We start from the raw sequence: 16,215 nt of genomic DNA, 5'->3' as shown, positions 1-16,215 counted from the left end.
AGTGCTCCTGGGATATGGCGTTCAGTGCACAGATGAGTTTCCATCTTTGCGTCTTCCGCCAGGTGAAAGCGGGGCCTAGCGTCCAGAGCGTCATCCATATCGAAGAGGTCGTCTTGAAATCAGCAGAACCCCGTCTACGGACGTCGTACGCCCGTCGTCCCACCTTGCCTCGGACGCTGCTCGCGCTGTCGTTGTCCATGCTGTTGCCCTCGCTGAGCATCAGCATCGCGAATGTCGCCCTACCGACCATGGCGGTGGCGTTCGACGCCTCCTTCCACCAGGTGCAGTGGGTCGTGATCGCCTACCTGCTGGCCACCACGACACTGGTCGTCGGCGCGGGCCGTCTCGGCGACGTCGCAGGCCGGCGCCGCCTGCTGCTCGGCGGTATCGGGGTGTTCACGGTCGCGACCATGCTGTGCGGTCTGGCTCCGGATCTCGTCTTCCTGGCCGCTGCCCGCGCGCTGCAAGGAGCGGGCGCCGCATGCATGATGGCGCTGACGATGGCCTTCGTCGGCGAGACCGTGCCGAAGCACCGCACCGGCAGCGTCATGGGACTGCTCGGGACGATGTCGGCGGTCGGGACCGCGCTGGGTCCCTCGCTCGGTGGAGTGCTCATCGCGGCCTGCGGCTGGCGTGCGATCTTCGTCGCCGTCGCGCCGCTCGGGTTGCTCACCCTGGTCCTGGCCAGGCGCCTGCCGACCGGCGCCGCACCGGAAACTGGAAGCGCGCGTTCGCGTTTCGACATCTCGGGTACAGTGCTGCTGGCGCTCGCGCTCGGCGCCTACGCCCTGGCCATGACGATCGAAGGAAACGCGGTCGGCCCGCTCGGTATCGGATTGCTGCTCGTCGCCGGAACGTGCCTCGCGTTGTTCGTCCGCACCGAAACCCGCGTTTCCGCGCCGCTGCTCAGGCTCGGGATGCTCCGCGATCCGCTCCTGACCGCGGGCCTGACGACCAGTGCGCTGGTCTCGACCGTCATGATGACCACGCTCGTCGTGGGTCCCTTCCACCTCGCCCGCGCTCTGCACCTCGATCCGGCCGCGGTCGGTCTGGTGATGTCGGCCGGTCCCGCGGTGTCGGCCCTCACCGGCGTGCCCGCAGGACGCGCTACGGATCGCTTCGGAGCGAGGACCATGGTGAGCGTCGGGCTGGGCGGTGTCATCGGCGGCACCGCCGCGCTCGCGCTGCTGCCCGCGAGCGCCGGGGTCATCGGCTACGTGCTGCCACTGGTGGTCACCACCCTGGGCTACGCCCTGTTCCAAGCGGCCAACAACACCGCGGTCATGCGAGACGTCGACCCGCGACAGCGGGGCCTCGTCTCGGGCATGCTGAACCTTTCTCGCAATCTGGGTCTCGTCACCGGTGCGTCGGTCATGGGCGCGGTCTTCGCTCTCGCGGCGGGAACCGGCGACGTCATCGGCGCCGCGCCGGAGCAGGTGGCCCGGGGAACACACGCGACCTTCGCCGTCGCCGCGCTGCTCGCCTCTGCCGGTCTGGCGATCGTGACAGGCCTTGGACTCACCCGCTCGAAAGCGTGAATTCCGGCGCGCGTGACGAAGAGGCGTGCACCCGGCACGGAGGCGCCCGCCGCGGTCACGAAGGCGACCTCCGGCGGCCGAATCCTCATGCGGCGAGAGCGTGCGCCAGGTGCGGCCACGACTCGTGGAGGTCGGTCTCGAACAACCCCCAGGTGTGCGAGCCTTCCGCGCGATTCACGTGGACAGCGGGCAGCCCGAGCTCGTCGAGACGATCGGCGAAGGCCGCCGTGCAGGAGCTGGCGATCGCCTCGATGGGGGGAAAGGGCAGGCCGCCTCGATCGATGGCACCGGGAGTGCCGGAGGCGGCGGACAAGTAGATGGTCTTCCCGGCCAGAGCGGGCGCGTTGGCGAAAGCGTCGTGCGCTCGCCAGATCACGTCGCCCGGAGCGCCCCACATGTTCGCCGGATTGCCCCCGCCACGGATGACCTGGGCGCTCACCATGGCCGCGCCGACGGCGTCCGCGGCCCATGGGCATCCGCTGTAGGCCGCCACCGCGTCGTACACGTCGGGCGCCTGGATCGCGAGGTCGACCGCGGATCCGGCGCTCATCGACACCCCCGCGATCGCGTTGCGCCCGGTCGTGCCGAGTTCGGCGTCGAGCGTCGCCGGAAGCTCACGCGTGAGATAGGTCTGCCATCGGTTGCGCCCGACCGCCGGATCATCGGCGCGCCAGTCGGTGTACATGCTGTAGGCGCCGCCGACCGGCATCACCACGTTGATGTGCTTGTCCGCGAAGAACTCCCGGACGTCCGTATCGTCCCACCAGGAGATTCCGTCGACGCCGCCGCCGATACCGGTGAGCAGGTACAACGTCGGCGCGGGTGCGCCGCCCGCCGCCCGGATCACCCGGTTGGTGACCACTTTGTCCATCGACGGCGAGTAGACATCGATCTGGGACACCGATCCGCCGAGCGGGGCCTCCCCCACCACGCGCGCCCGCGCGGACTCGGCTTCGGCGGGACGAGCGGAGAAGGAGGACACCGCGACAACTGTCGCCAGCGCGCTGACGAGCGCGCCCAAATACCTAGAAGCACTCACGATTCCGTTGTACCCGGCCGCGCGTGGATCATTCGGCGAAATCGATCCACTTGGAAGGATTGCCTGCGCGAAAGCCACGCTCGAGCAGCATGTTTCGTTCCGGTGCTGCGTCGGGCGGTCGAACGACCGCTCACTCGTGGCGATTCCGGGAAGGCGTGTACCGGAGCTGGAGCCCATGTCATGGCGGTCAGGGCCGGTTCATCTCCGCACGATCGCGTTCGAAGGCGGAGCGCTCGGGTCGTGAGGATCACGGTAAGGGCTGGAGCCGGCAAGCGTACTTCGATCGAGGGCGTTCCTCTGACCGGCCTGTCGATGGTCGTCATGCCGCTCACTGTTTCGAAATCACCGCGGTATGGGCGATTCGGTCACCGGTCGCTCGTCGCGGGAAGCGCAGCATCCCGGCGGCCCACAAGGCGACGCCGATGTACAGTGCCTGCTCCGGAACGCGCTCCCACAGTGGCGGTGCGGGTGCGTCGTTGAACGGGATGCCGGAGAGCGCCGCGTAGATGTTGGCGGGCAGCATCACGACGAACAGGGCGGTCAGCCCGAGACCGGCGGCGCGGCGAGTGCGGGCGAGGAAGAGGCCCGCCGCGCCGAGTAGTTCCAGTACACCGGTGAGGTAGACCATCGCGCCGGGGAACGGGACGAACGGCGGCACCATCGGGAGCAGATCGGCGTGGGTCGGAACGGGGGTGTCCGCGAACGACTCCGGCAGAAAATGCGTTGTGCCGGTCATGATCAGCATCACGCCCAGCGCATAGGCGGCGCAGGTGGGCCATGCGGCGAACCGGCGCGCGCCGAGGGCACCCGCAACGCGCAGCGACAAAAGGGTGGTGAGCAGAACGATGAGGGTTTCCATCATGCCTCCATGGGGACGGTCCGGCCGGGCGCCGGTGTCGTGGTGAATCGGATGAGCAGGTAGAGCAGCACGCCGATCGGCGCGAACAGGATGGTGAGGACGAGCAGGGGGCTGATCAGCAGCGGTGTGTGGCCGCGCGCGCGACTGTCCAGGTAGATCCAGCGCCCGAGGAACAGGTCGAAGGCCACGAAGTGCGCCCATGCCGCCGCGGCCCCCGACCCCTGGCCCAGTATTTCTCGCAGCCCGGCGAGTTCCGGATCGACGAGCGCCGCTGCGAACGAGCCGAACTCGGGCAAGACCAGCGCCGCGTAGACGAGCAGTGGAGGCAGGCAGATGAGCGGTGAGGCGACGATCGCGCTGGTCCGTCGCCATCCCGGGGCCAGGATCATCAGTGCCCAGAAGGGGGTCGCGAACCAAAAAGTGATGTCGAACAGCAGCTCCGTCATAGTCCCGCTCCTATCGGGACGCGTTGCACGACAAACTTTTTCGTCCGCAGCGCGACAGCGGCCGACAGGGCGGCTCCGAGGGCGATGGCGGCGAGAGCCAGCAGGGTGGCGACGTCGGGATGGACCACCGATTGTCCACGCAGCGCCTGCCAGGTCAGCACCGCGAGCAGTGCGGCGTAGGCCGCCGCGGCGATCACGACGAGCGTTCGCCTGGTGGCCGCCGAGCGCATGGCCGGAATCCGGCGCGACCCGTACTCCACGGCGAGTAGAACCAACGGAAACACCTGCAACGCATGCATTCCGAGGAAATGCGGGACACGCAGATCGCCTCCGGCCGTGCTCCAGCCGAGGATGGGCAAGCCGGGTCCGCCGTCGGCGAGCCCGACGGTGTGGGCGCCCCTGATCGCGCTGCCCGCCGCCCGCTGTTCGGCAGTCGGCGGCACCATCAGCATCCCCAGCGCGGCGCCCGCGAGCGAGAGCGCGGCGCCGTAACGGATCGCCGCGTTGCGGGCGGGGTCAGCCGTCGGATCGGCGAACAATGCCGCCGAGGCGACCAAGGTGGCGATCCAGACCACCACGATGGACGACCCCATGATCTCCCACAGTGCCGCGTTGAGCGGCGTCGTGAAATTGAAGTGGCTGGTGGTGCCGCGCACGATCTGCGTGGTGATGACGATGAGCTCCACCGCGAGGCCCAGCGCCGCCACCGTCCCCGCCCACCAGGCGACGCGCTGCCATCTGGTGAGCTGGGCAAGCAGCCACGCCCAGGTCAGGGCATAGATCAGCACCGAAAACGCGAACTTGGCGGACTTGGCCCAGATCGGCAACCCGGTCGAGGTGCGGTCGTCGATGATCATGCCCCCGATCGACCAGGCGACCAGGAGCGCCATGGCGACGGCGAGAAGCATCAGTGGCCGATGCCAGGAGAGTGCGGGGAATCGCTGGGAGAAGGCGGTCACGGGAGGCTGACCTTTCGGGAACTCGAAGTATCGATAGTTGTACTATCAGCAGCTATTATGGATAGCTGTACTATCGACTGTCAATACGTCGACCGAGCCGAGGAGTCCGATGCGGATCGCCGAACTCAGCCGCGCCAGCGGCGTTGCTCCCGCGACGATCAAGTACTACGTGCGCGAGGGGCTTCTGCCCTCCGGCGTGCGGACCCATCGCAATCAGGCCGAATACAGCGATGCCCACGTCAGCAGACTGCGGCTGATCCGGGCGCTGGTGGATATCGGCGGCGTGTCCATCGAAGCGGCGAAGGAACTGCTCGCGGCGCTCGACAGCGGCAGCCTGTCCGCGCGGGACGCGCTGGGCCACGTCCAGTACGCGCTGGGCGGCCGGCGGTCGCAGGTCGGTGAGGAGCAGCGGGAAGCCGCCGCCGAGGATGTCGCGGCACTGCTGGACCGGCGCGGCTGGCGGATCGATGACGACAGCCCGGCCCGCGACACCCTCATCGATGTCTGCGCCGCGCTGCGTCTGCTCGGCCACGGTGACGTGGTCGCCGCGATGGACGACTACGCGGGTGCCAGCGAGGCCATCGCCGCCACCGACATCGCCCTGGTCCGCAACGAACCGGTCCTCGAGCGGATGACCGAAACCGCCATTGTCGGAACGATTCTGGGCGACACGCTGCTCGCCGCGCTGCGCAGGCTGGCGCAGGAGCATCTGTCCAGCACGCTGCTGTCGGCGGACGACGCCGCGGATCGCGCCTCCGGCGAGGTTTAGCCCGCCCCTCGCGCGGCATGCCGGAAACAGGACCATCCCGAGGCGAAAGGAGAGCGGCTCATGACCGATCAACTGAATGGGACGCGCGTGCTGATCATCACCTCGAATACGGGGGTGGAGCGGGACGAACTGCTGGTGCCGCGCGACGAACTCCGCAAGCGCGGGGCGCGCGTCACCCATGCCGCACCGAAGCGCGAGGAGGTGCAGACCTACCTGCACGACACGGAGAAAGACACCGTCGTGCAACCGGATGCGTCGGTGCACGAGGTCTCTGTCGACGATTTCGACGTGCTGGTCGTCCCCGGCGGCACGGTGAACGCGGACAAGCTGCGGGTCACCGACCGGGCGATCGAACTGGCCAAGGAGTTCGCAGGCGCGGGCAAGCCGATCGCCGCGATCTGCCATGGCCCCTGGCTGCTCGTGAACGCCGAACTGGTCCGCGGCAAGACGCTGACCTCCTACTTCTCGCTGCGGACCGACATCGTCAACGCGGGCGGCGAGTGGGTCGACGAAGCGGCGGTCCGCTCCGTCGAGGGCGGGTGGACCTTGCTCACTTCGCGCAACCCGGGTGACCTATCCGATTTCGTGCACGCGATCACGCGCGAAGTGGTCCCTGCCTCGCGCTGACCTCTGTGGGGCTCGATTCAGTTGCTAGGCAATGATTTTCGCGGATCGAGCGTAATGCCCAGATCGCGCAGCCGGTTGTCGATGAGCAGCCAGCACTCGGTGGTCAGGCGGTCGACCAGGGCGGCTTCGGTGGTGTCGTGGTGTTCCAGCCACCACCGCACCGAGGCATCCACCAAGCCGAGCAGGGCGACCACCACCCGGTCCGCGGCCAGCGGGTCGGCCCCGAATTCCGGCAGGTAGCGGGTCGCGGCGGCGGAGATCTCGGCGGCGAACGCGCTGCCGCCGACGCGCGGTTCGTTGCGGCCGCGCCGGTAGTCGCGTCCGACCAGGAAGCGATAGAGATTGGGATGCTCGGCGGCCCACCGCACGTGCTGGGTCAAGGGTGCACGGATGATGTCCAGCGGCGTGCCGTCCACCGCCAGGCGCGCGCGAATCCGTTCGGTCAGATCGTGGTGCGCGTGCCGGGCGACCGCGAGGTCGAGCTCCTCTTTGCTGGCGAAATGCCGGTAGACGTGCGTGCGGGCCAGTCCGGCGCGGTCGGCGATCCGGCCGGTCAGCGCGTGCGGGCCGTCTTCCTCGATCGCCGCGATCGCGGCTGTCACGATGGCCCGGCGGCGTTCGTCGCGGCCGGGCCGATCACTGGTGGAACGCCGCGCGTCGGCGGTGTCCACCCAAGGTCGTCGTGCCACGCGGCTCAGCGTATCGGCAGGCGAATCGGGTGGTACACCTTGTACCCGGCAGTCCCGTGGTACACACTGTACCCGTAACTGTCGGTATCAGACTTTCGCAAGGACACCCGATGACGACCTACCGGTCCGCCTGGCTCGACGACGACCTGGACGCCCTGCGCGAGCTCGCCCGCTCGTTCTTCGCGAAGGAGTTGACGCCGAACATCGACAAGTTCATCGAGCAGCACCACGTCGACCGCGACTTCTGGAACAAGGCGGGCGCGCTCGGCCTGCTGTGCGCATCGATCCCGGAGGAGTACGGCGGTGGCGGCGGCACCTTCGCGCACGAGGCCGTGCTGATCGAGGAGCAGGCCAAGGCGTTCGACACCTCCTGGGGCGCCACCCTGCACAGCGGGATCGTCGCGCATTACCTGCTGCACTACGGCACCGAAGAACAGAAGCGGAAGTGGCTGCCCAAGATGGCCACCGGCGAGGTCGTCGGCGCGATCGCCATGACCGAGCCCGGCACGGGATCGGACCTGCAGAGCGTCAAGACCAAGGCGATCCGCGAGGGCGACGAGTACGTGGTGAACGGCTCCAAGACCTTCATCACCAACGGCAGCCAGGCCGATCTCATCATCGTGGTCGCCAAGACCGACACCAGCGAGGGCGCCAGTGGCATCTCGCTGATCCTGGTCGAGGCCGACCGGCCGGGCTTCCGCCGCGGCCGAGTGCTGGACAAGGTAGGGCAGAAGGGGCAGGACACCTCCGAGCTGTTCTTCGAGGACGTCCGGGTCCCGGTGTCGAACCTGCTGGGCACGCAGGAAGGACAGGGCTTCGTCCAGTTGATGCAGCAGCTTCCGCAGGAGCGGCTGATCATCGCCGTCGGATCGGTGGCAGGGATGGAGGCCGCGCTCGAGGTCACGCTGCGCTACACCAAGGAGCGGCACGCCTTCGGCAAGCCGCTGTTCGCCTTCCAGAACACCAAGTTCACCCTCGCGGAGGCGGCCACCGAGACCCGGGTGGCCCGGGTGTTCCTGGACGACTGCATCATGCGGCATCTACGTGGGGAATTGGACATCCCGACCGTCGCCATGGCCAAGTGGTGGACCACCGATCGCGCGATGTCGGTGGCCGACGAGTGCCTCCAACTGCACGGCGGCTACGGCTATATGAGCGAATACCCGATCTCGCGGATGTGGACCGACAGCCGTGTCCAGAAGATCTACGGCGGCACCAACGAGATCATGAAAGAGATCATCGCCCGCAGTCTGTGAGCCGAGCGGTCGACTGTGTTGGCAAACTGCCAACACCCTGTCGGGCCGCGCCGGTCAGGGCCTACGCTTCGGTGACGTCCACCGAGGTGGCCGTGGCAGAGACAACGAGGTGCCGGCCACCTCCAGCGTGAAGGGACGGTTGCGATGAGCGACGTCGAGACTCCTCCGTTCAAGGACATCGTCAACGGGGCACTGGAATTCACCATCCCGATCGCGCACAAAATGGGTGTGCAGGCGGTGGAGGTGCGGCGCGGTTTCGCGGCGACCTCGGTGCCCGTCGAGGGCAACGGCAACCACTTCGGCGTGATGTACGCGGGAGTGCTGTTCACCGTGGCCGAGATCCTCGGCGGCGCGATCGCGGTCGCCACATTCGACAACTCGGCGTTCTATCCGCTGGTGAAGGATCTGCACGTCTTCTTCCGCAAGCCGGCCAAGACGGATGTGCGCGCGGAGGCGACGTTGTCGGAGGAGGAGATCACGCGCGTCGGCGCGGAGGCGGCGGCGAACGGCAAATCCGACTTCACGCTGCGATCCGTGGTCACCGACGCCGACGGCGTTGTGGTGGCGGAGACCGAAGGCCTCTACCAATTGCGGGCGCACGGCAAGTAGCCTGCCTCGGCGCCGGAGCGGGGCGTTCGGCACGCATCCGGCGCCGGTCGGCCGCGCGCTGTGGCGAGCCGGCGGGGGGCCGACGACGGTGTCCGGCCAGGTCGCCGTGCCCGCGCCGAGATCACGGACCGGTCGCGGGGCACCGGTTCGGCCGCGGCGTCACGCGGATATCTCCGGTTCTTCGATTTGGTAACGGCTCGGTAGCTGATGCCCTGAGTGGCGGCGGGCGAGGCCGGGGTATGCCTACTACCGCAAGTCGTGGACCTGCGAAAATGCGATCCGCTTCACCATATCGCAGTGATCTCGGCCACATAACGAAGCCATAACAGCGGATCTGTATCGGTCGATTTTTCGCGATCGACCTGGGTGAACGGCGCGAAGTCTCGACCAAGGGTCAAACCTATCCCGACGTTATTCGAGCGTGATCTGTCGCGACATCTCCGCTAACGTCGGTCACGGCTCGGGGCAACACCGAGATCGAGCTCGAATCGCAGAACGCCGGAAACCCTGTCCCGCGATTCGAGTGTCCACGAACTTCCCTGGGGACAGGGGCGCGGCGAATTCGCCGAGCCGGTGGGCGCAGGCGGGAAATCTCATGTCGCAAAACCGTAAATTCACCACTCGTGTTCTCGGCTTCACCGCGGCTGTCGGCGCCTTCGTCGCCGTGCCGTTCGGCCTGTCCACCGCGACCGCTTCGGCCCACAACTGGGACGCCGTCGCGCAGTGCGAGAGCAGTGGCAACTGGTCCACCAACACCGGTAACGGCTTCTCGGGCGGCCTGCAGTTCACCCAGAGCACCTGGGAGGCCAACGGCGGCAGCGGCAGCCCGTCCAACGCCAGCCGTGACGAGCAGATCCGCGTCGCGGAGAACGTCCTCGCGACCCAGGGTCCGGGCGCCTGGCCCGTGTGCGGCTCTTACCTCTGATGCGTCGCCGGCGCCTACCGCGAATTCGCGGTAGGCGCCGAGCTATTTACCGGCAGTAATAAATTTCGCGAAATGTCGGTTTATTCGGACAATCGCATCGGTAATTCGATATCCGATCATCCGGTCCGAATCAGGATTCACCGAACGCCGATTCGCCCGCTCTCCAGGGGTCGGATCCACGCGCCAGTCGCTGTCAGGTAACGGTGCTCAGGCCCGCCACAGTTGATCACCGGCGCGCGACAGGACGATGTTCGGCACCACCGCGTTACGCGACAGCCGCGTGACCGCCAGGACCATCTCGGCGATGTCACCGGTGGTGAGCATGGCCGATCGGTCCAGGACAGCACGCTTCCACGCGGTCATGTCGGTGTCGACGTAGCCAGGGGACACCGCCGTCGCGCTGACGCCGTTCGCGGATTCCTCCAGCGATACCGTCTCGCACAGCGAGATGAGCGCCGCTTTGGTGGCCCCGTAGGCGGCGAGGCCCGCTTCTCCGGCGACGCCGGTGATCGAAGCCAGCGCGACGATCTTCGCGCCGCGCTCCCGATCGTCGGCCGCGCTCTTGCGCAGCAGCGGCAACGCGGCCTGGACGAGCGTCAGCGGCGCGCGAAAGTTCACGTCCAGCATGCGTTCGTACGCCTTCGCGGGCAGGTCCGCCACGGCGCCCGCCGTGCCGGTGCCCGCGCTCAGCACCAGCGCGTTCATGCCGCCGAACCGTTCCTCATGCGCCTTGACCAGGGCGCGCACCTGGTCGAGGTCGTTCATCTGCGTGACCACCGGCTGCACCTCGGCTCCCGTTTTCGCGCGCACGCGGGCCGCGGTCTGCTCGAGCGTGTCGAGCGTGCGCGCGGCGAGGGTCAGGTGATAACCCTCGCCCGCCAGGCGGCGCGCCACCTCGGCGCCGATGCCGCGTGACCCTCCGGTGATCAGTGCGGTGCGGACGCTCATCCGAGGCGTTCGATGATCGTCGCGTTGGCCAGGCCGCCCGCCTCGCACATCGTCTGCAGGCCGTAGCGGCCGCCGGTCTGCTCCAGGTGGTTGACCAGCGTCGCCAGGATGCGGGTGCCGGAGGCGCCCAGCGGGTGGCCGAGGGCGATCGCGCCGCCGCGGGGGTTCAGCTTGGCCGGATCGGCGTTCAACTCGTGCTGCCAGACCAGGGGCACGGGTGCGAACGCTTCGTTCACCTCGTAGGCGTCGATGTCATCGATGCTCAGCCCGGCGCGATTCAGCACCTTGCGGGTGGCCGGGATCACGGCTGTGAGCATGAGCAGGGGGTCGTCGCCCACCACGGCGAACGAGTGGAACCGGGCGCGCGGACGAAGGCCCAGTTTCGTGGCGGCCTCCTCGCTCATGATCAGTGCGGCGGAGGCGCCGTCGGTCAGCGGGGAGGAGTTGCCCGGCGTGATCGACCACTCGATCTCGGGGAAGCGCGCGGTGTACTGGTCGTCGACGAAGGCGGGCCGCAACTTCGCCAGACTCTCGCCGGTGGTGGCGGGCCGGATCGTCTCGTCGGCCGTCAGGGCGCCCGCCGCGACCAGTTCGTTGTCGAAGCCGCCCCGCGCCGCGGTGTCGGCGGCGAGCCGATGCGAACGAGCCGCGAACTCGTCGAGCGCTGCGCGGTCGAACTTCCACCGGGCGGCGATCACCTCGGCCGCGATGCCCTGCTGGATGAGGCCGTCCGGGTAGCGGTGGGCGAGCGGACCGCGGTTGGCGTCCTTGCCCTGGCCGTTGGAGAACATCGGCGCCCGGCTCATGGATTCGACACCACACGCGATCGCGACGTCGTAGGCGCCCGCGATGACACCCTGCGCCGCGAAGTGCGCGGCCTGCTGGCTGGACCCGCACTGCCGGTCCACCGTGGTAGCGGGCACCGAGTCCGGGAATCCGGCGGCCAGCGCGGCGGTCCTGCTGATGTTGAACGCCTGCTCCCCGCTCTGCGTGACGCATCCGCCGACCACGTCGTCCACCACGGCGGGATCGAGGTCGTTGCGGGCGACGAGTTCGGCGAGCACACCCGCGAGCAGGGTGGCCGGATGTACGTCCGACAGGCCGCCGCCTGCTTTGCCCTTACCGGACGGTGTACGGACGACATCGACGACGACGGCGGACCTCATGGCCATCTCCGATCAGTTAAGTTAACTGGCATTCGCAGTTAAGTTAACACAGATTCTCCGTCGTGGGCCATGGCGTGCCCAACGGTCTGGCCGCGATCGACCGCAGGGAGTTCCCGTGCCTAGGCCTTGGCCTCACCGGGCGGCCTGCCCGGATACAGGCGCTGAATCGTCAGCGCGGCCGCCAGCAGCCGGGAGTCGTGCGGGTCGGTGGGATCGACGCCCGTGAGTTCGGCGATGCGGCGCAGGCGATAGCTGAACGTGTTGGGATGCACGTGGATCTCGGCGGCCGCGGCCTTGCGGTCCGAGCCGTGGCGCAGGTGCGCGTCGAGGGCTTCCATCAGGTGCGGGCTGTCCAGGATCGGGGCGATCCGCTCGGCCAGCCGGGTGCGGGCGGTGCCCGGCCTGGTGAGCTGGTACTCCAACAGCAGATCGTCGAGTTGGTAGACGCCCGCCGGACGGCCGAGCAAGCGCGCGAGTTCGGCGAGGTCGGTGGCTTCCTTCGCGGTGTGCGGAATGGCGTCCTTCGGCACGGACGGATACTCGGCGAGGAATACCGGAACCCCGAAGTTCTCGGCCAGCTCGGTGGCAAGCCCGGTGTGGCGCGCGTCGTCGAGTTCGGCGTCGGAACCGCTGGGCAGCAACGCGATTCCGCTCCAGCCGTCGAAGGTGGCCAGCGCCGTGGTGCCCGCGAGGGCGTCCAGAGCACGGTGCAGCAGGCGGATGCGGCGACGTCCGACGAGTGTGGCGACCTTGCTCGGCTGATCGTCGGGCCGGATGTGGATGGCGAGCACGGTGTAGTGCTCCGCGAGGGCGGTGTCAGCCCGCGCCGCCAGCTCCGCCGCGGGGAACCCGTTCAGCAGCGCCGAGCACAGCGCCCGGCGCGCCTCCCGTTCGGCGTTGTAGATGGACTGCTCGACCTCGGTGTAGGTCTCCACGACCGTGATGTTGATCTGCATGAGCAGGTCGAGCAGTCGGCTGCCGACCAGCACGAGGTCGTCGAGCTCCTCGCTGGAGGCCAGCGCGGCCGCCTCGTGGAGCACCGACTGCGCGGAGCCGTGAATGGCCTCGATCAGCACGGGCAGGGGGAACCGGTCCTCGGCGTGCCGCTCGGCCACCGGGGCGACGAACGTCGCGACTTCGGCCTTGGTGAAGCTGCGCTGTTCACCGATCGCCTGGAGCACGGCGCGGCCGCACGCGTAGATCGCCGGAAGCACCTCGGCGGTGAAATGCCCCTCGGGCAGATCGGCGGCGGGCGAGGTGGTGCCGAGGCCTGCGGCGAGCATGCGCTCGGCGATCTGCGGCCAGCGGGTGAGCAACCGGGCGACGAGCGGAGCGTCTCCGGCCACCGGGGACAACGCGACGGACATGGGCCGATTGTTTCCGACCACAGGAAACCGCGGCAAGGTCGCGGGCCCAGTCGCGCGAATTTTGGCTTCGGGGCCAACATTCCAGACGGAATCTTCTCCTCGGCGTGCAGTGACACCGCCCCGGCGCGAGTCATACATTCGGAAAGCGGCTCGCATCTATGTCCCCGATCACATTCGAATCCGAATGTGGCGTAGGAAACATTCTGTAGCGGTGTTCGATTCACCGCCGGGCCGCCTGTGGTTCGGCGTGAATGGAAGTGAACTCGATGTTGGCAATGATGCACAACGCTCGACGGGCGATTCTCGGGGCCGCGGTGATCGCGGGCGTGACGATGGCCACGGCACTCGGCAACGGACCGGCGCACGCGCGGGAGGAGATCGAACCGACCCAGCAGGCCCTGGCCGATTACATCAGCGCGGGCCTGGCGCCCGCCCCGGACGGCAGGCAACCGCGCGCGATCGTGGACAGCGGCAGCTCGTCGGGATGGCCGACCAGCGTCGCTTCCGACGCGTTCGGTGAAGGCCCGGAGATGTCGGCGTATCTGGCGGCCTTCGCCTACGGTCTGACCCACCCGGACGCCGCCCCGCCCGACGGCAACCGCTGGAACTGCACCCCCACCGCCGAACACCCGCGACCGGTGGTGCTGCTGCACGGCACCTGGCTCAACGCCTACGACACCTTCTCCTACTTGTCCCCGCGCCTGGCCCGCGCCGGTTTCTGCGTGTTCGCCTTCAATTTCGGGCGTTCCGGCGTCCTGGAGGGCGGCGGTCTCGGCCCGATCCTGCCGGGGCGCTTCGGCGTGGGCCGGATGGAGGATTCGGCCGTGCAGTTGCGCGATTTCGTCGACCGGGTCCTGGCCGCGACCGGTGCGCAGGCCGTCGACATCGTCGGTCACTCGCAAGGCGGGACGGTCGCCGACCATTATCTGAAGTTCGAGGGCGGCCAGGGCAAAGTGGGCAAATTGGTGAGCCTGGGAGCGACACACCACGGCACGTCGCTGATGGGTATCGCCACGCTGGGCCGGATCATCAACAATCTGGGTGTCAACATTCTCGGGTTCTACGAGCCGCTGGTCGGACTCGCGAATATCCAGCAAGCGGTGGGCTCGCCGTTCTACGCCAGTCTGAACGCCCAGGGCGACACGGTGCCCGGAGTCGCCTACACGGCGGTCGGCTCGCGGCACGACGAGGTGACCAACCCTTATCAATGGACGTTCCTGCAAGCGGGGCCGGACGCGACGGTGGACAACGTCACGCTGCAAGACGGGTGCGAGCAGGACATGTCCGACCACCTGACGATGATGTATTCGCCGCGGGCGGCGTCGATCGTCCTGCACGCGCTCGACCCGGTCGCCCAGCCGTCGCTGGAATGCACTTTCAATCCGTGGATGGTCGGCGGCAACGGCAGCTGGTGAGCCGCTGTCACTGCATCGGCACGAGAATCCGCGCGCGTCTAATTGGTACCCGGGACAATTCTTTTCCGGGCGCGACCTTGGTTGGGTGAATATGGGCGATCCGGCGCGGGATGCCCGCGATCACGGCCGTGCCGTCGAAAGGAAGAACCGGATGAGTGTGCAACTCGAATGGGATGGCGGTACAGTGCCGCCCGATCCGGCCCCGTTCGCGCAGCGGCCGATACTGCCCGAAGACGATCCGTTCTACGTCCCACCGCCCGCGGTCGGGCGGTTGCGTCCCGGCGCGATCGTTCGCGCGCGTGCGGTGCGGATCGGCTTCTTCGGTCTTGTGCCCCAGCGCATCTCGGCCTGGCAACTGCTCTATCGGACGTGTGATCTGAACGGGGTGCCCGAGGTCGCGGTGACCACCGTGCTGTTGCCGTGGGGCGCGGATCCGGCCGAGCCGCGCCCGCTGGTGTCGTTCCAGTGCGCGATCGACGCGGTGGCCTCGAAATGTCTTCCGTCCTATTCGCTCCGGCGCGGCGCACGGGCGGCGGGGTCGATTCCCCAGCTCGAGCTGCCGCTGATCGCCAGCGCCCTGGCGAGGGGCTGGGCGGTGTCGGTGCCGGATCACGGTGGAACCGCGGGCCGGTTCGGCGTGGCCAGGGAGCCGGGATATCGCGCGCTGGACGCGGTGCGCGCCGCGCACGCTTTCGTTCCGCTGGGACTGGACCCGACCACACCCGTGGCGCTGTGGGGTTATTCGGGCGGGGGATTGGCCACGGCCTGGGCCGCGGAAATGGCCGCCGAATACGCGCCCGAGCTGAATATCGTCGGCGCGGTCGCCGGGTCGCCGGTGGGGGATCCGGCCGCCGCGTTCGTCCGGCTCAACGGCACCCTCTTCGCGGGATTCGCGGCCGTCTTCACCGCCGGGCTGCGCCGCGGCTACCCGGATCTCGACCGCATGCTGCGCGCGCATCTGGACGCGCGATATCTCGGCTGGCTGGCCGAGACCGAGACCACCGCGACGTTCCCGCTGCTGTATCGCTTCGCCCGGCGCGACATCGACAAACACAGTGACGCGGGACTGGCCGCCATGCTCGAGCAGGACGGGCTGCGGCGGATCCTCGACGACATCCACCCCGGCGGCCGAGCGCCCGCGATGCCCATGCTCGTGCTGCAGGGCGTGCACGACGAGGTGATCGCGACCGCCGACGTGGACGGCCACGTCGCGCGCTACGTCGCGGCGGGCGTCCACGTGCGCTACTTGCGCGATCGGCTCAGCACCCATCTGCTGCTGCAATTCCTGGCGCTGCCGGTCATGGTCGACTGGCTCGCCGGTCGCTTCGCCGGTCGTGAGCTGCCCGCGGCCGGTACGCAGACGCGTTGGTCGCTCGCCTTCGCCGGTCCGGCGCTGCGCGGCCACCTGCGATTCGCGGCCTTGCTCGTGCGCATGTGGCTCGGACGGCCGATCCGCTCACCGCGCCCGCCCGCGCTGTCGCGTCCCGGCCCGCGCCGCCTGTCGGTCTTTTCCGCGGCGCTGCGCAATCCGTTGTCCTGATCTTGCTCGGCCACCACCGAGACGTTGCTGAGCTGGCCTGATCGCACACCGTTACGCGCCGGG

At 68.4% G+C, this 16,215-nt stretch carries 16 protein-coding genes; 8 read left to right on the top strand and 8 right to left on the bottom strand.

The window, feature by feature from the left end; all coding sequences use genetic code 11:
* Nucleotides 1-32 precede the first annotated feature (32 nt).
* Nucleotides 33-1,538: an MFS transporter gene (locus ACL03I_RS11060; RefSeq protein ID WP_412805825.1), complete on the top strand. Its 1,506-nt coding sequence runs from the start codon at nucleotides 33-35 to the stop codon at nucleotides 1,536-1,538.
* Nucleotides 1,539-1,623: 85 nt separating this feature from the next.
* On the opposite strand, the gene ACL03I_RS11055 is transcribed toward ACL03I_RS11060, so the two are convergent.
* The 4 genes from ACL03I_RS11055 to ACL03I_RS11040 all read right to left on the bottom strand — a co-directional run bounded on the left by ACL03I_RS11055 (nucleotide 1,624) and on the right by ACL03I_RS11040 (nucleotide 4,841).
* Nucleotides 1,624-2,577 (bottom strand): alpha/beta hydrolase, encoded by a 954-nt coding sequence (locus tag ACL03I_RS11055; RefSeq protein ID WP_355077783.1) that lies wholly within the window; start codon nucleotides 2,575-2,577, stop codon nucleotides 1,624-1,626.
* Nucleotides 2,578-2,905: 328 nt separating this feature from the next.
* Entirely contained in the window at nucleotides 2,906-3,439 is a 534-nt protein-coding gene (locus tag ACL03I_RS11050) for a DoxX family protein (protein WP_412805824.1), read from the bottom strand.
* On the bottom strand, nucleotides 3,436-3,882 hold the full coding sequence (locus tag ACL03I_RS11045; protein WP_355077779.1) for an ABA4-like family protein: 447 nt from the start codon (nucleotides 3,880-3,882) through the stop codon (nucleotides 3,436-3,438). The genes ACL03I_RS11050 and ACL03I_RS11045 overlap by 4 nt, the downstream gene beginning before the upstream one ends.
* On the bottom strand, nucleotides 3,879-4,841 hold the full coding sequence (locus ACL03I_RS11040) for a hypothetical protein (RefSeq protein WP_412805823.1): 963 nt from the start codon (nucleotides 4,839-4,841) through the stop codon (nucleotides 3,879-3,881). The genes ACL03I_RS11045 and ACL03I_RS11040 overlap by 4 nt, the downstream gene beginning before the upstream one ends.
* 109 nt (nucleotides 4,842-4,950) lie before the next feature.
* Here ACL03I_RS11040 and ACL03I_RS11035 point away from each other — a divergent pair, with 109 nt between their 5' ends.
* Both ACL03I_RS11035 and ACL03I_RS11030 read left to right on the top strand, forming a co-directional pair.
* Complete coding sequence (locus ACL03I_RS11035; protein WP_397276936.1) at nucleotides 4,951-5,610, top strand: MerR family transcriptional regulator; 660 nt, start codon at nucleotides 4,951-4,953, stop codon at nucleotides 5,608-5,610.
* A gap of 60 nt (nucleotides 5,611-5,670) precedes the next feature.
* A complete protein-coding gene (locus ACL03I_RS11030) occupies nucleotides 5,671-6,237 on the top strand; it encodes a type 1 glutamine amidotransferase domain-containing protein (protein WP_364429493.1) in 567 nt (188 codons plus the stop codon).
* A 17-nt stretch (nucleotides 6,238-6,254) separates the two neighbouring features.
* On the opposite strand, the gene ACL03I_RS11025 is transcribed toward ACL03I_RS11030, so the two are convergent.
* Complete coding sequence (locus ACL03I_RS11025; protein ID WP_412805822.1) at nucleotides 6,255-6,926, bottom strand: TetR/AcrR family transcriptional regulator; 672 nt, start codon at nucleotides 6,924-6,926, stop codon at nucleotides 6,255-6,257.
* A 110-nt stretch (nucleotides 6,927-7,036) separates the two neighbouring features.
* Between ACL03I_RS11025 and ACL03I_RS11020 the strand changes: the two genes are divergently transcribed.
* From ACL03I_RS11020 to ACL03I_RS11010, 3 genes are all read left to right on the top strand, one after another.
* Entirely contained in the window at nucleotides 7,037-8,182 is a 1,146-nt protein-coding gene (locus tag ACL03I_RS11020) for an acyl-CoA dehydrogenase family protein (protein ID WP_412805821.1), read from the top strand.
* A gap of 144 nt (nucleotides 8,183-8,326) precedes the next feature.
* Entirely contained in the window at nucleotides 8,327-8,791 is a 465-nt protein-coding gene (locus ACL03I_RS11015) for a PaaI family thioesterase (protein WP_355077768.1), read from the top strand.
* Between the two features lie 595 nt (nucleotides 8,792-9,386).
* Nucleotides 9,387-9,716, top strand: a complete 330-nt coding sequence (locus tag ACL03I_RS11010; RefSeq protein ID WP_355077766.1) for a transglycosylase family protein — start codon at nucleotides 9,387-9,389, stop codon at nucleotides 9,714-9,716.
* A gap of 207 nt (nucleotides 9,717-9,923) precedes the next feature.
* Here the strand turns inward: ACL03I_RS11010 and ACL03I_RS11005 are convergent, their stop codons facing one another.
* From ACL03I_RS11005 to ACL03I_RS10995, 3 genes are all read right to left on the bottom strand, one after another.
* On the bottom strand, nucleotides 9,924-10,664 hold the full coding sequence (locus ACL03I_RS11005) for an SDR family NAD(P)-dependent oxidoreductase (RefSeq protein ID WP_412805820.1): 741 nt from the start codon (nucleotides 10,662-10,664) through the stop codon (nucleotides 9,924-9,926).
* Nucleotides 10,661-11,830: a thiolase family protein gene (locus ACL03I_RS11000; RefSeq protein ID WP_355077763.1), complete on the bottom strand. Its 1,170-nt coding sequence runs from the start codon at nucleotides 11,828-11,830 to the stop codon at nucleotides 10,661-10,663. Before ACL03I_RS11000 ends, ACL03I_RS11005 begins: the two co-directional genes overlap by 4 nt.
* A gap of 119 nt (nucleotides 11,831-11,949) precedes the next feature.
* On the bottom strand, nucleotides 11,950-13,197 hold the full coding sequence (locus tag ACL03I_RS10995; RefSeq protein ID WP_355077761.1) for a PucR family transcriptional regulator: 1,248 nt from the start codon (nucleotides 13,195-13,197) through the stop codon (nucleotides 11,950-11,952).
* Between the two features lie 275 nt (nucleotides 13,198-13,472).
* Between ACL03I_RS10995 and ACL03I_RS10990 the strand changes: the two genes are divergently transcribed.
* Complete coding sequence (locus ACL03I_RS10990; RefSeq protein ID WP_412805882.1) at nucleotides 13,473-14,612, top strand: esterase/lipase family protein; 1,140 nt, start codon at nucleotides 13,473-13,475, stop codon at nucleotides 14,610-14,612.
* Nucleotides 14,613-14,763: 151 nt separating this feature from the next.
* On the top strand, nucleotides 14,764-16,152 hold the full coding sequence (locus tag ACL03I_RS10985; RefSeq protein WP_412805819.1) for a lipase family protein: 1,389 nt from the start codon (nucleotides 14,764-14,766) through the stop codon (nucleotides 16,150-16,152).
* Nucleotides 16,153-16,215: the final 63 nt, after the last annotated feature.

The organism is Nocardia sichangensis (assembly GCF_047200615.1).
In the GTDB taxonomy this organism is placed as follows: Bacteria; Actinomycetota; Actinomycetes; order Mycobacteriales; family Mycobacteriaceae; genus Nocardia; species Nocardia sichangensis.
This window is presented reverse-complemented; position numbering and strand designations above follow the sequence as displayed.